Raw genomic sequence first — 13,660 nt, 5'->3', positions numbered from 1 at the left:
CAACGACAATTGCTTGAGCGACATCAACGACGGTGCAGTACTTGCCCAGCGCACAGTTTTTTTACCTATGCTCGGCCTTCCTGCCCTTGCCCTGTGGAGCCGCCATGCCCTTCCCGCACCTGACCGCGCACCTGACCACACTAACCACCGCCCTCCTGGCCGCCAGCCTGCTCATCCTGGCGCCAGGCGGCGCGCACGCCGCCACGGCCGCCAAAGCCGCCAAGCCCGCCGCGACCAAGGACGCCCCCGCCCTGCCCGGCTACCAGGCGAACCTGCGCCAGACCACGGTATCCGGCCTGTCCTCGGGCGGCTTCATGGCGGCGCAGTTTGCCGTCGCCTACTCGGCCACGGTGGCCGGCGCCGGCATCATCGCGGGCGGCCCGTATTTCTGCTCGGGCCAGCCGGGCCGCTTCCCCTACATTCCCTACCTGACGAATGCCTTGAGCACCTGCATGAATCCCGGCAGCGCGCAGGTGGCGCCGCCCGTCGCCAGCGAATTGCTGCGCGCGGCGAACGATTTTGCGCGCGACCATCTCATCGACGACACGGCCAACCTGAAGCGCCAGCGCGTGTATCTGTTCAGCGGAACGAAAGACCAGACCGTGACGCGGCCGGTGGTGGAACAGGTGGGAAAATTCTATCAACTGGCGGGCACGCCGGCGGCGCAGATCCGCTTCGTCGACACGCTGGGCGCGGGCCACGCCATCCTCACCGACAGCAATGCCGACAAGCCCTGCGCCGTGACGGAATCGCCATTCATCAACGATTGCGACTACGTGCAGGCGCGCGACATCCTGCAGCACCTGTACCCGGACCTGCAACCGTCGGCGACCACCCTGACGGGCAAGCTGATCGCCTTCAACCAGCGCAGCTTCATCCAGAATTCGTACTCGAGCATGAGCAATACGGGTTACGCCTACATTCCGAAAGCCTGCGACAGCGAGAGCTGCCGCGTGCACGTGGTGTTCCACGGCTGCCTGCAAACGACGCAGGCCATCGGCGACCGTTTCTATACGAGCACCGGCTACAACCAGGTGGCGGACGCCAACAAGATCATCGTGCTGTATCCGCAGGCCGAACCGAGCCCCGTCTACCCGTACAACCCGAAAGGCTGCTGGGATTTCTGGGGCTACACCAGCATCAATCCGATCGATCCGGATTTCTACCGCAAGAGCGGCACGCAGATGGAAGCGGTCAAGGGCATGCTGGACCGGTTAGGATCGGCTCGCAACAGCCATCGATAACGGACGTAACGGATGCTTGAGAAAATCGTAGCGAGCGGCAACGATTTCTGGCTAAGAAGCGCAGCTGTACTGAGTACGGGGCCGCCGAGGCAGCGAGCATCGCAGGCCGGAAAGCGCGCCGCGCAGTAGATTTAATCAAGCATTCTAGATACCGCCCATGCAGATGTATTTGATGACGAGGTAATCTTCGATACCGTAGGTCGACCCTTCACGGCCCAGGCCCGATTGCTTGACGCCGCCGAAGGGCGCGATCTCATTCGAGATCAGGCCCGTGTTCACGCCGACCATGCCCGTTTCCAGGCCTTCGGCCACACGCCAGATGCGGCCGATGTCGCGCGAATAGAAGTAGGCGGCCAGGCCGAATTCCGTGTTGTTGGCCAGGCCGATCACTTCATCGTCCGTCTTGAAGCGGAACAGCGGTGCCAGCGGGCCGAAGGTTTCCTCGGTGGCCACGCGCATGTCGTTCGTCACGTCGGCGATGATGGTCGGCTCGAAGAAGCCATTGCCCAGCGCATGGCGCTTGCCGCCAGCGAGCAGGCGGCCGCCCTTGCCCAGCGCGTCGGCCACGTGTTCTTCCACCTTGGCCACGGCCTTGGCGTCGATCAGCGGACCTTGCGTGACACCGGCCTCGATGCCATTGCCCACCTTCAGCTTGGCCACGGCGGCCACCAGCTTGTCGGCAAACGCGTCATACACGCTGTCCTGCACGTACAGGCGGTTGGCGCAGACGCAGGTCTGGCCCGCGTTGCGGTATTTCGAGGCGATGGCGCCTTCCACTGCCGCATCCAGGTCGGCGTCGTCGAAGACGATGAACGGCGCATTGCCGCCCAGTTCCAGCGACAGTTTCTTGATCGTCGGCGCGCACTGTTCCGCCAGCAGGCGGCCCACCTGGGTCGAGCCCGTAAACGTCAGCTTGCGCACGATGGGGTTCGACGTCATTTCGCCGCCGATGTCTTTCGGCGCACCCGTGACGATGCTGAACACGCCCGCAGGCACGCCCGCGCGCTCGGCCAGCACGGCCAGCGCCAGCGCGGAAAACGGTGTCGCTTCCGCCGGTTTCAATACCATCGGGCAGCCGGCGGCCAGGGCCGGGCCGACCTTGCGCGTGATCATGGCGGCGGGGAAATTCCATGGCGTGATGGCGGCGCACACGCCGATCGGCTCCTTGGTGACGACGAGGCGGCGGTCCGGCCATGGCGACTGCAGGGTCTCGCCCGCCACGCGCTTGCCTTCTTCGGCGAACCACTCGATGAACGAAGCGCCGAACTGCACTTCGCCCTTCGCTTCCGGCAGGGGCTTGCCCTGCTCGGTGGTCATGATCAGCGCCAGGTCGTCGGCGTTTTCCAGGATCAGGTCATGCCAGCGGCGCAGCACGGCCGCGCGCTCCTTGGCCGTCTTCTTGCGCCAGGCGGGCCAGGCGGCATTGGCCGCCTCGATGGCGCGGCGCGTCTCGGCTGCGCCCATCAGGGGCACCGTGCCGATATGCTCGCCCGTGGCGGGATTGTTCACGTTAATCGTCTGGCCACCATCGGCATCGACCCAGGCTCCATTCACGTAAGCCTGGTGACGCAACAAGGTAGGATCTTTCAACTGCAGCATATGGATCTCCGGTCTGGTTTGAATTATCGACGAGGGATACTATGCCACAGCGCGGCCGATTCCGCAGGCGCGGCGCGGAATTGGGCTGACCTCTACTCAACCTTGAAAGACGACAGTTTCGGGTCCGGCGCCGGGTATTCCAGCTTCATGCCCTGCAGGGTTTCCAGCAGCAGGGAGGCGACCACCAGGTTGCGCTGGGTCTTGGAGTTCGATGGCACCACATACCACGGCGCGTGGTCGGCATCCGTCTCGCGGATCGCCGTTTCATAGGCGCGCTGGTAGCCATCCCACTTCTTGCGCTGGGCGATATCGTTGGGGTCGAACTTCCACTGGCGGTCGGGATCGTCAAGCCGCTCCTGCAACCGTCCCCGCTGCTCGTCCTTCGAGATATGCAGGAAGATTTTCAGGATGACGGTGCCCGTCTCGCTCAGCATGCGTTCGAAATCGCGGATCTGCGCGTAGCGGCGCTGGCATTCGGCCTTGTCGATCATGTCCTGCACGCGCGTGATCAGCACATCTTCGTAATGGCTGCGGTTGAAGATGGCGATCTCGCCCTTCACGGGCACGTGCTGGTGCACGCGCCACAAATAATCGTGCGCCAGTTCGATATCGGTCGGCCCCTTGAACGCGATGGCGCGGATGCCCATCGGGTTGATGTTGCTGAAGATGGCCTTGACCGTGCCATCCTTGCCCGACGTATCCATGCCCTGCAGGACCAGCAGCACCTTCTTTTTGTGCTGCGCGTACAGCATGCTCTGGCACTCGGCGATCTGCGCCGTCAGGGCCACGGTTTCCTCGCGGTCCATGGCCTTGCATTGGGCTGGCGTCAGCTTCTTGTTCGCCGCCTTGGTGGCGGCGCCCAGCAGGCGCTTGCCGGCGAAATCCTCGTTCAGCTCGAAGTCCTTGCCGGCGCGAAATTGCGTGCGCGCCTTCATGCCGCCACCGCCAGCTTGCGGTGCTCGATTTTTGTGCAGTGATCCATCACCACGTCCAGCCCTGCGGCCCGCGCCAGCTGTGCCGCCTGCTCATTGACGACCTCGAGCTGCAGCCACAGGCAGCCGGCCTTGACGGCGATGGCCTCCTCGGCGATGGGCACGATGTCTGCGGATTTGCGGAAGCAGTCGACGATGTCGATGCGCGCCGGCGCGACGGCAGCGGCCGCCTCCGTCAGATTGGCGTAGGCGCGCTGCCCCAGCACGTCGCGCCCGGCCAGGGCCGGATTGACGGGCAGCACGCGGTAGCCATGGCGCAGCAGGTAGTCGGCCACTTCATGGCTGGCGCGTTCGGGCTTGTCGGACATGCCGACGATGGCGATGATGCGGCTGTCTTGCAGGATGCGGGCGATGTTGGACATATTCTGGTCTATGAGGCGTGCGACATTGCCCGCCTAGCGTAGCAGAAAAAACCTACTGCGCGGCGCGATTTGCGGCCTCCGATGCTCACTGCCTTGGCGGCCCCGTGCTTCGCACAGCTCCGCTTCTCAGCCACAACTCACATCCGCTCGCTACGGTTTTCTCAACAGGACGTTACTGAGAACGCACAGCCGCCATCTTCGCCACGAAAGCCTGCGCGCGCGCCGTCACGGCCGCGTAATCACCCGTGGCGCCAGGGCCACTAAGGCTGCTGCCGATGCCCACGGCCACGGCGCCGCTGGCAAACCATTCATTGAGGTTCTCCACCGTCACGCCGCCCGTCGGCATCAATGGCGCTTGCGGCAGGGGCGCGCGCAGGGCCTTGATGTAGGCGGGGCCGAACATCTCGGCGGGGAAGACCTTGACGATGTCGGCGCCCGCCTGCAGGGCCGTGACGATTTCCGTCGGCGTCATCGCGCCCGGCATGGACAGCACCTGGTAGCGCTGGCACAGCGCGATGGTGTCCACGTTGACGCTGGGCGAAATGATGAACTGGGCGCCGGCCAGGATGGCGGCGCGCGCCGTCTCCGTATCGAGCACCGTGCCCGCACCCAGCAGCACGTCATGGCCATGGCGTTCGCGCAGGGTACGCAGCACGCCCAGGGTATCGGGCGTGGTGAATGCCACTTCCAGCGCCGTGATGCCGCCGGCGATGCACGCCTCGGCGATCCGCAGCGCCGCATCGGGCGTATCGGCGCGCACGATGCCGACCATGCCCCGTTCGAGGATGCCATTGAAAACCGCGTGTTTTTGCATATGCTTTCTCCTGTCAGGCCGGCAAGGCGCCAAAGCGCACTTCCGGCAAACCGCGCACGCCCACCTGGCGCGCATGAAACAATCCGCCGGCCAGCGGTTCGTCCGCCAGCTGGGCAGGGCTCAAGCTTTCCTGCGCCGTCGTGACGAACAATTCGTCGTAGTGCGGGCCGCCCAAACTCACGCAGCTGGGCTGCGAGACGGGCAGGCTGACCTTGCGCTCGACGCTGCCGTCCGGCGCAAAGCGCAAGACCCTGCCCGCGCCCCACTGCGCGCTCCACAGGTGGTCATCCGCATCGATGATGGCGCCATCGGCGGCGCCCGGTCCCGGGTCGAGCACGGCAAACACGCGCACCCGGCTGGCGTCGCCCCCCAGGTAATCGTCCCAGCGGTAGATGGCCTTTTTCATCGAGTCGCAGAAATACATGGCCGTGCCATCGACGCTGAAGCAGATGCTGTTCGAGATGGCGATCTGCGGCAGCGGCAAGCGCTCCAGGCTCAAGTCCAGGTTGAGGCGGTAAAAGCTGCCGATGGCATCGCGGCACGGGCGCTCATCGAGCGTGCCGAAGACAAAGCGTCCCTGGCGGTCGCAGCGGCCATCGTTCAGGCGCGTCATGGGCAAGTCCGCCTCCACCGTGTGCAAGCGCGTGACGGCCCCGCTGCGCGCGTCAAACCAGGCCAGGCCCGAGGCCAGGCCCAGCAGCAGCACGTCGTCGCTATCCGTCAGCGCGAAACACGCCAGGCGCTCGGGCATGGCCCAGCTCTGGCGCTCGCCCGTGGCCAGCACCAGCGCATGCAGCTGGCAGCCTTCGATATTCGTCCAGAAGACGCGGCCGCTGCGTTCGCACCAGCGCACGCCCTCGCCCAGGAAATTCTGCGCATCGACCAGTAATTGCGCCTGTGTCCCCATCATTTTTTTCCTTCCCTTCAATGAGACTCGCGCGGTACTGCGGAACCGCGGCAACCGACGAGGAAGTCCAGATCCGCGCCTTCGTCGGCCTGCGTCACGTGCTTGATGTACATAGCCTGATAACCGCCCTTCATGGCCGGCGGCGGCGCGCTCCACTCGGCACGCCGGCGCGCCAGCTCGGCCTCGTCGACATCCAGGTGCAAGCGGCGTCCCGCCACGTCCAGTTCGATCATGTCGCCATCGCGCACCAGGGCCAGCGGCCCGCCCACGGCCGCTTCCGGCGCCACGTGCAGCACCACCGTGCCGTAGGCCGTGCCGCTCATGCGCGCGTCCGAGATGCGCACCATGTCGCGCACGCCCTGCTCCAGCAGCTTTTTCGGCAAGCCCATATTGCCCACTTCGGCCATGCCCGGATAGCCCTGCGGGCCGCAATTTTGCAGCACCATCACGCAGCTGGCGTCGATATCGAGGGCGGGATCGTCGACGCGCTTTTTATAGTGCTCGATGCTGTTGAAGACAACGGCGCGGCCACGGTGCTGCATCAGCTCGGGCGAGGCGGCCGAGGGCTTGATGACGGCGCCGCGCGGGGCCAGGTTGCCATGCAGGACGGCGATGCCGCCCTCGTCCTTGAATGGCTGCGCCAGCGGCGTAATCACCTCGGGATTGAAATTTTCCGCTTCGGCCACGTTGACGGCCATGGTGGCGCCCGTGACGGTGAGCGCCTCGCCATGCAATTTGCCCAGCAGGTCGCGGATGATCACGGGCAGGCCGCCCGCATAGTAAAAATCTTCCATCAGGTACTGGCCCGACGGCATCAGGTTCAGCAGGCAGGGAATGTCGCGGCCCAGGCGGTCCCAGTCGCCCAGGCGCATGTCCACGCCGATGCGCCCGGCAATGGCCAGCAGATGGATCACGGCATTGGTCGAGCCGCCGATGGCGCCGTTGACCATGATGGCGTTTTCAAACGCTTCGCGCGTGAGGATCTGCGACAGTTTCAGGTCTTCATGCACCATGTCGACGATGCGCCGGCCCGTCAGCTGCGCCTGCAGCTTGCGGCGCGCATCGACGGCGGGAATGGCCGCGTTGCCGGGCAGGGTCACGCCCAGCGCTTCGACCATGCTGGCCATGGTCGAGGCCGTGCCCATGGTCATGCAGTGGCCGGCCGAACGCGACATGCACGATTCGGCCTGCTTGAATTCGGCTGACGTCATGCGCCCGGCGCGCACGTCTTCGGAAAATTTCCACACGTCCGTGCCCGAACCGATCGGCTTGCCACGGTAATTCCCGTTCAGCATGGGGCCGCCCGACAGCACGATGGTGGGCAAATCCACGCTGGCCGCGCCCATCAGCAGGGCCGGCGTGGTCTTGTCGCAGCCCGTCAGCAGCACCACGCCGTCGATCGGGTTGGCGCGGATCGATTCCTCGACATCCATGCTGGCCAGGTTACGGAACAGCATGGCCGTCGGGCGCAGATTCGTCTCGCCCAGCGACATGACGGGGAATTCGACGGGAAAGCCGCCCGCCTCGAGCACGCCGCGCTTGACCATCTCGGCCAGGTCGCGGAAATGGCCATTGCAGGGCGTCAGTTCGGACCAGGTATTGCAGATGCCGATGACGGGGCGGCCATCGAAGGCGTCGCTGGGATAGCCCTGGTTCTTCATCCAGCTGCGGTGTATAAAACTGTCCTTGTCGTCGCCACCAAACCACGATTGCGAACGCAAGGGACGCTTGTTCTTGTTGCTGCTCATACTGTCTCCTGCGGGGAAATCAAGCCGCGCGCGGCGGCGATCAGCAGCGCACCGTGACCGGCCAGATAGTCTTGCTGCTGGTCGTCGACGATGATGCGCTTGCCATAAAAAAATCCGTGTTCTTCGATCAGCAGCCCGAGCGCCTGGCGCAGCATGGGTTTACCTGTAATGACGAGCGGGCTATCGGGCCGCATCTGGATGGCCGTGCTGTTGCGCAGCGCCAGCAGGTCGCCGCTGAGGACGGCGCCCATCAGGAAATTGGCCCGCTCATTGCATTCGATGGCGCTGAACTGGCCCAGCGTGCGCACGCTGAAGCAGGCGCGCGCCAGCCCCGTTTTTTGCGCCGCGGCCGCGCCGGCCAGCAGCATTTTCGGCACCAGGGTTTGCGCAAAACTGCCATCGACCGATTGCTTGATCAAGGTGTGCTGCGTGATCGCCTGCAGCAATTCGCCCGCGATGGTGGTGCTGCAGCCGAGGATGCGGCGCTGCTCGTCCACGCTGATCAATTTGGTATGCGAGCCGGGCATGATCAGCGTCGCCGCGCCCCGCAACTGCAGGCGCTCGAGCAGCGCGACGACTTCCGTCTCTTCGCCGCGCATCATGTCCATCGCTTCGACGTTGTGCAGGCCGACGGCGCCATGCTGGTTGCGCACGCCGGGAATCAGCCACAGGGGCTGCGCCAGCACGTCGGGCAAGTCCACCGCCTGCATGCCTTGCGCCAGCTGGGCCAGGCCGGCGGGCGCCGGCAAGTGCGGCACTTCCCGCACGCCCATGGGCGAAGTGATCATGCCCGAGGCCACTGCCAGGTCCACGTCGGACGGCGCGAGCCCCGCGCTGGCCAGCACGCTGGCGATGGTGTCGCGCAGCGCCTGTTTCAGCGCGCCGTTATGGCCATCGATGGCGGTATTGCGCACGCCCGTTTCCAGCTGCGCCTGGGCGACGACGGCGCCTGCGCGCCACAGCAAGGTACGCGTATTGGTGGTGCCGGCATCGATGGTGAGTATGTTCATGGGCAGGTTCGCAGCGTCGGTCAGGACAAAAATGAATGAGGGAAAAACTACCCCATGGTAGAACTGCCCCGCATATCTGACCAATCACTTATTTGACATCATTGATACCGGTTCGGATATGTCAAATGCGTCAATATCCTGCACGCCCAAACGGTAGGCAAGGCTGAAGCGCCTCACCTGTCCCGGCTGCAATTGCACGCCCTGCGCCAGCAGGGAAAAACAGCGCGCATCGGAATACAAACGGCAACTGTCCTGGGTGCTGGAAAAACGCAGGACACGGCCCGAAGCGGGGTCGGCAACCCGCGCCGCCTCGCGCAGCTGGCCGCTGCCCGTCCAGTAAAAGTCATGCCGGAAGCCCGGCAAGTGCACGAGCGCGGGCCAGGCCAGGCGTGTGGCGAGCGGCGCCGGCTGGCGAAAATCAAACGCGCTGCCCGCCACGTCGAGCGGAGCGCTGCACGAGCGGCCGCCGGGCCAGTAGCGGTCGGCGGCCAGGCGCAGCACATGATCGCCCACGGCGGCACGGCGGCCCTGCAGATTGAACAGGGGCGCGGCCAGCGCAAAACGGGAAACCGTCTCGGCCGTGGCATCACAGTCGAGGTGCAAGCTGCCATCCTCGTCAAGCCGGTAGGCCAGGCGCACGGATAGGCCGTCGTGCGCCAGGTGCAGCAGCAAGTGGCCGTCGTCCGGCGGCGCGCACTGCCAGGCCGTGGACGAGCGCGCTGCAGGGGGCGCCGCGCCCAGCACGTCGGCCAGGCGGCCATAGCGGTCGGGCGCCCACCAGGCCCGCACGCTGGCATCGTGCGCGTCGATGGCCACGCGCATGCCGCGCGCATTGCGCAGCAGATGCATCATGGCGCCTGCCCGGGGGCTGGCGGCGGCCGGCTGCGCTGCTGGAATTCGCGCGGCGTGCAGCCGAGTTCGCGCTTGAAGACGGCATGCATGTATTGCACCGTGGTAAAGCCGCAACGCACGGCCACCTCGGCCACCTGCCCGGGCCCCCGCGCCAGCAGGGTCTTGGCCGCATCGAGCTTGAAATGCAGGATTTCGTCGTGCACGCTGCGCCCCAGTTCGTGGCGGAAGTGCGCCTCGAGCGAGGAGCGCGACACGCCCACGTAATCGGCCACCTGCTCCGTCTTGATGCCCTGGCAGGCGTACTGGCGGATGAAATGGCGCGCCTGCATCACCTGCGGATGCTGGAAAGGCTGGTGGCGCGTGGAAGCGAGCACGTTCAGCCCGGCCGGCGGCACGAGGATGCGCGTGCCGGACAGGCGCGCGCCATTCAACATCTGGTGCAGCAGATGCGCGGCCGTGCGGCCCATTTCCTCCGTGCCCTGGATTACGGAACTCAAGGGAATGCGCGTGAGCATGCGCGCCAGCGGGTCGTTGTCGATGCCGATCAGGGCCACTTGCTCCGGCACGGCGATCCCCGCATGCATGCACGCTTGCAGCAGCTGGCGCGCGCGCGCGTCGCTGACGGCGATGATGCCGACGGGTTTTTCCAGGCTGTTGAGCCAGGCGATCTGCTGCTCCACCGCCTCGTCCCACGAGGGCGCGCTGGTGGCGACGCCCCGGTACACGTCGGCGCGCATGTGGTCGCGCTCCATCAAGGCGCAAAACGCCGTTTCGCGCTCCTGCGCCCAGCGGTTGACGTCGGCCTCGGGCAGGCTGAAACAGGCGAAACGCGTCAGGCCCGCTTCCACCAGGTGTTCATAGGCCAGCTTGACGATCTTGAAATTATCGGTCGCCACATACGGGATGCCGGCCGGGTAATCCTCGGCGCGCGCATACGAGCCGCCCACGGCCACCACGGGCAGGCGGCTATGGGCCAATGCTTCGCAGACGGCGGGATCGTCGAAATCGGCGATGATGCCGTCGCCCTGCCAGCGTTCGATGCCGGGCAGGCGGCAGCGGAAATCCTCTTCCAGGAACAGGTCCCACGACACGCGCGTCGTGTTCAGGTAGGCGGCGATGCCCGCGATGATGTCGCGGTCGTAGATCTTGTTCCCGTTAAACAGCAGCGCGATCCGGTGCGCGGTCGGCATCTTCATGGTGTCTCCTCCCGTGCCAGATCGTTTCACGGCTAACGACGCCCTGCTCGCGTGCTGACATCGACCCACACGGCCAAAGTGAGGATACTGCCTTTCACGATCATCTGCCAGTAGGTGTCCACGTCCAGCATGGACATGCCGTTATCGAGGCTGGCCATGACCAGCGCGCCGATCAGGGCGCCGTACACGGTGCCCGAGCCGCCGCGCATCGAGGTGCCGCCGATGAAGCAGGCGGCGATCGCGTCGAGTTCGCTGAAGGTGCCGGCCGAGGGCGAACCGGCGGCCAGGCGGCCCGTGTTGATCAGGCCAGCCAGCGCGCACATCAGGCCCATGATGCCGAAGATCCACAGCTTGACGGCTTTCACGTTGATGCCGGACAGGCGCGTCGCTTCCATATTGCTGCCGACGGCGTAGATGCGCCGGCCAAACACGGTCTGGCTCGTGATGTAGCTGAACAGTCCCAGCAAGGCCAGCAGCAACAGCACGGGCAGCGGGATGCCTTCATAGCCGTTCAGGGTTTGCACGAAGGCATACAGCACGGCGCCGATGACGGCCAGGCGCAAGCCGTCGGCCCAGGGCGCCGTCTGCGGCAAGCCATGCTGCGCGCGGCTGGCGCGCGCGCGCCACGTCAAAAAGGCGGCCAGCAGGAACAGGCCGATGCCCAGCACGATGCCGGGCACTGCGGGCAGATAGCCCTGCCCCAGGTAAACCATCGGCTCGGAGACGGGTGCGATCGTGATGCCGCCCGTGATGCCCAGCAGGACGCCACGATACGCGAGCATGCCGCCCAGGCCCACGATAAAGGAGGGGATACCCCGGTAGGCAGTCAGGTAGCCATTCAAGAGGCCGATCACCAGGCCGCAGCCGAGTACGGCCGCCAGGTTCAGCGCCAGCGGCCAGTGCTGCGTGACGTCCAGCACGGCGGCGATGCCGCCGAGCAGCCCCAGCAGGGAGCCGATCGACAGGTCGATCTCGCCGGCGATAATCACCAGCACCATGCCGCAGGCGAGGATGCCGGTGACGGACATCTGGCGCAGCAGGTTCGACAGGTTGCGCGGCGTGAGGAAACTGCCCTCCGTCTTCCACGAAAAGAAGGCCCAGATCAGCGCCACGGCGATCAGGAGGGCCAGCATCTTGTATTGGGTGAACAGCTGTTTGATACTGTGCGGTTTCATGCTGCGGGTTCCTTGTTTGCGGTGTTGGCGGCGGGTGCCGGGCGCTGGTCGAGCGCGGCCGCCAGCACGGTTTCCTGGCTCAGGCCATCGTTGATAAAGTCGCCGCGCAGGCGGCCTTCGCCCATCACCAGCACGCGGTCGGACACGCCCAGCACTTCGGCCAGTTCCGACGAGACCATGATGATGGCCACGCCACGGTCGGCCAGCGCCAGCATCAGTTTGTAAATTTCATATTTGGCGCCCACGTCGACGCCGCGCGTGGGCTCGTCGAGGATCAGCACGCGCGGGCGCGTCAGCAGCATCTTGGCCAGCACGGCCTTTTGCTGGTTGCCGCCCGACAGGCTCGTGATGGGCAGCGACGGGCTGGCCGCCTTCAGTTCCAGCTGGGCGATCTCGCCGCGCACGGCCGTCAATTCCGCCTCGCCATCGATGCGCGTGGCGCGCGCGAATTCCTCCAGCACGGCCAGCGTGATGTTCTGCCCCACGTCGAGGTCGGGCACGATGCCGTGGTGCTTGCGGTCTTCCGGCACCATGGCCAGGCCCATGGCGATGGCCTTTTGCGGCGAGTCCGTATCGATGCGGCGGCCATCGAGCCACACTTCGGCCTGGCACGGCCCCTGGTAGGCGCCGAACAGGGCCGAGACGAGCTCCGTGCGCCCCGCCCCCACCAGGCCGGCGATGCCGAGGATCTCGCCCTTGCGCAGGGTGAACGACACATCGTCGACCCGCTTGCGCTGCGGGTTGTCGGCGTCGATGCAGGTCACGTGGCGCGCCTCGAACAGCACTTCGCCGATGGCCGCCGGCTGCACGCGCTGCGGATACAGCTGGCTCATTTCGCGGCCCACCATCTGCGCGATGATGCGCTCGACGTTCATCTGCGCCATCGGCGTGGTGGCGATATGCTTGCCGTCGCGGATGACGACGATGGTGTCGCAGATGGCCGCCACTTCATCGAGCTTGTGCGAAATGTAGATGCAGGTGACGCCCTTGGCTTTCAGCGCGCGCAGGATATCGAGCAGAACGGCGATTTCCGACGCCGTCAGCGACGACGACGGCTCGTCGAGGATCAGCAGGCGCGCATTCTTGTTGAGCGCCTTGGCGATTTCCACCAGCTGCTGGTGGCCGCCGCCGTAATTCATCACGGGCTGCGCCACGTTCAGTTCGGGAATTTTCAGTTCGCGCAGCAGTTCGTCGGCGCGCTTGTACATGGCCGCGTAATGCATGCGCCCGCCGGGCAGGGTCAGCTCGCGGCCCATGAAGATATTCTCGGCCACGGACAGCTGCGGCACCAGCATCAGCTCCTGGTGAATGATGATGATGCCCGCGTCTTCCGTGTCGCGGATCGATTGCGCGCGCAGGGGCTGGCCCTCCCACAGGATCTCGCCATCCCAGGTGCCGTGCGGGTACACGCCGGACAGCACCTTCATCAGGGTCGACTTGCCGGCGCCATTCTCGCCGCACAGGCCGATGCACTCGCCGGCCCGCACCTGCAGGTCGATGCCGTCAAGCGCGCGGACACCGCCAAACTGTTTGACGATGCCTTTCATTTCAAGCAGATAGTCGGACATGCTCACTCTCGTTGCGGATACGGGGGAAATGTCGGATTACGCGACGCCCATGGCGCCGCTAATCCGACCTACGGCCGATGCGGACGGCCGACACCACCACCGGCGTTTCCGGAGCCGGCGATTGTCGGATACCGGCCGATGCCGGCAATCGTAGGTCGGCTTAGCGCGCAGCGCGCAAGCCGACATCAAGCGG

General features: G+C 65.6%; 12 protein-coding genes. 1 reads left to right on the top strand and 11 read right to left on the bottom strand.

Annotated elements, in window-relative coordinates; genetic code table 11:
• The first annotated feature begins 104 nt into the window (after positions 1-104).
• Complete coding sequence (locus tag BLU39_RS12035; protein WP_092713238.1) at positions 105-1,244, top strand: extracellular catalytic domain type 2 short-chain-length polyhydroxyalkanoate depolymerase; 1,140 nt, start codon at positions 105-107, stop codon at positions 1,242-1,244.
• 144 nt (positions 1,245-1,388) lie between these two features.
• Here the strand turns inward: BLU39_RS12035 and gabD are convergent, their stop codons facing one another.
• The 11 genes from gabD to xylG all read right to left on the bottom strand — a co-directional run bounded on the left by gabD (position 1,389) and on the right by xylG (position 13,467).
• Positions 1,389-2,843, bottom strand: a complete 1,455-nt coding sequence (gene gabD / locus BLU39_RS12030) for an NADP-dependent succinate-semialdehyde dehydrogenase (RefSeq protein ID WP_092713236.1) — start codon at positions 2,841-2,843, stop codon at positions 1,389-1,391.
• A gap of 92 nt (positions 2,844-2,935) precedes the next feature.
• Positions 2,936-3,778, bottom strand: a complete 843-nt coding sequence (locus BLU39_RS12025) for a PPK2 family polyphosphate kinase (protein WP_092713234.1) — start codon at positions 3,776-3,778, stop codon at positions 2,936-2,938.
• A complete protein-coding gene (locus BLU39_RS12020) occupies positions 3,775-4,197 on the bottom strand; it encodes a CoA-binding protein (RefSeq protein WP_092713232.1) in 423 nt (140 codons plus the stop codon). Before BLU39_RS12020 ends, BLU39_RS12025 begins: the two co-directional genes overlap by 4 nt.
• Positions 4,198-4,369: 172 nt before the next feature.
• A complete protein-coding gene (locus BLU39_RS12015) occupies positions 4,370-5,011 on the bottom strand; it encodes a bifunctional 2-keto-4-hydroxyglutarate aldolase/2-keto-3-deoxy-6-phosphogluconate aldolase (RefSeq protein WP_092713230.1) in 642 nt (213 codons plus the stop codon).
• A 13-nt stretch (positions 5,012-5,024) separates the two neighbouring features.
• Positions 5,025-5,918 carry an SMP-30/gluconolactonase/LRE family protein gene (locus tag BLU39_RS12010; RefSeq protein ID WP_092713634.1) on the bottom strand — a complete coding sequence of 298 codons (894 nt, stop codon included), beginning with the start codon at positions 5,916-5,918 and terminating at the stop codon, positions 5,025-5,027.
• 17 nt (positions 5,919-5,935) lie between these two features.
• Positions 5,936-7,666 carry an L-arabinonate dehydratase gene (araD, locus tag BLU39_RS12005; RefSeq protein ID WP_092713228.1) on the bottom strand — a complete coding sequence of 577 codons (1,731 nt, stop codon included), beginning with the start codon at positions 7,664-7,666 and terminating at the stop codon, positions 5,936-5,938.
• The gene (locus BLU39_RS12000; protein WP_092713226.1) at positions 7,663-8,676 is read right to left on the bottom strand and encodes a 2-dehydro-3-deoxygalactonokinase; all 1,014 of its coding nucleotides are present in this window, start codon (positions 8,674-8,676) and stop codon (positions 7,663-7,665) included. The genes araD and BLU39_RS12000 overlap by 4 nt, the downstream gene beginning before the upstream one ends.
• Positions 8,677-8,760: 84 nt before the next feature.
• Complete coding sequence (locus BLU39_RS11995; protein ID WP_092713224.1) at positions 8,761-9,528, bottom strand: aldose epimerase family protein; 768 nt, start codon at positions 9,526-9,528, stop codon at positions 8,761-8,763.
• Complete coding sequence (locus BLU39_RS11990) at positions 9,525-10,724, bottom strand: XylR family transcriptional regulator (protein ID WP_046681867.1); 1,200 nt, start codon at positions 10,722-10,724, stop codon at positions 9,525-9,527. Before BLU39_RS11990 ends, BLU39_RS11995 begins: the two co-directional genes overlap by 4 nt.
• Before the next feature lie 32 nt (positions 10,725-10,756).
• The gene (locus BLU39_RS11985) at positions 10,757-11,899 is read right to left on the bottom strand and encodes a sugar ABC transporter permease (protein ID WP_086137310.1); all 1,143 of its coding nucleotides are present in this window, start codon (positions 11,897-11,899) and stop codon (positions 10,757-10,759) included.
• Positions 11,896-13,467 carry a D-xylose ABC transporter ATP-binding protein gene (gene xylG, locus BLU39_RS11980; protein WP_092713222.1) on the bottom strand — a complete coding sequence of 524 codons (1,572 nt, stop codon included), beginning with the start codon at positions 13,465-13,467 and terminating at the stop codon, positions 11,896-11,898. The genes BLU39_RS11985 and xylG overlap by 4 nt, the downstream gene beginning before the upstream one ends.
• Positions 13,468-13,660 lie beyond the last annotated feature (193 nt).

Source organism: Janthinobacterium sp. OK676, assembly GCF_900103595.1.
Classification (GTDB): Bacteria; Pseudomonadota; Gammaproteobacteria; order Burkholderiales; family Burkholderiaceae_D; genus Janthinobacterium.
The sequence above is the reverse complement of the archived record's forward strand: the minus strand, read 5'-3'. Positions and strand labels throughout refer to the sequence as shown.

Excerpts from the sequence above, each read along its gene's own strand:
- BLU39_RS11985 (WP_086137310.1), bottom strand. The coding sequence starts at position 11,899 with ATGAAACCGCACAGTATCAAACAGCTGTTCACCCAATACAAGATGCTG.
- xylG (WP_092713222.1), bottom strand. The coding sequence starts at position 13,467 with ATGTCCGACTATCTGCTTGAAATGAAAGGCATCGTCAAACAGTTTGGC.
- BLU39_RS12035 (WP_092713238.1), top strand. The coding sequence starts at position 105 with ATGCCCTTCCCGCACCTGACCGCGCACCTGACCACACTAACCACCGCC.
- araD (WP_092713228.1), bottom strand. The coding sequence starts at position 7,666 with ATGAGCAGCAACAAGAACAAGCGTCCCTTGCGTTCGCAATCGTGGTTT.
- BLU39_RS12010 (WP_092713634.1), bottom strand. The coding sequence starts at position 5,918 with ATGGGGACACAGGCGCAATTACTGGTCGATGCGCAGAATTTCCTGGGC.
- BLU39_RS12025 (WP_092713234.1), bottom strand. The coding sequence starts at position 3,778 with ATGAAGGCGCGCACGCAATTTCGCGCCGGCAAGGACTTCGAGCTGAAC.
- BLU39_RS12020 (WP_092713232.1), bottom strand. The coding sequence starts at position 4,197 with ATGTCCAACATCGCCCGCATCCTGCAAGACAGCCGCATCATCGCCATC.
- BLU39_RS11995 (WP_092713224.1), bottom strand. The coding sequence starts at position 9,528 with ATGATGCATCTGCTGCGCAATGCGCGCGGCATGCGCGTGGCCATCGAC.
- gabD (WP_092713236.1), bottom strand. The coding sequence starts at position 2,843 with ATGCTGCAGTTGAAAGATCCTACCTTGTTGCGTCACCAGGCTTACGTG.
- BLU39_RS11990 (WP_046681867.1), bottom strand. The coding sequence starts at position 10,724 with ATGAAGATGCCGACCGCGCACCGGATCGCGCTGCTGTTTAACGGGAAC.
- BLU39_RS12000 (WP_092713226.1), bottom strand. The coding sequence starts at position 8,676 with ATGAACATACTCACCATCGATGCCGGCACCACCAATACGCGTACCTTG.
- BLU39_RS12015 (WP_092713230.1), bottom strand. The coding sequence starts at position 5,011 with ATGCAAAAACACGCGGTTTTCAATGGCATCCTCGAACGGGGCATGGTC.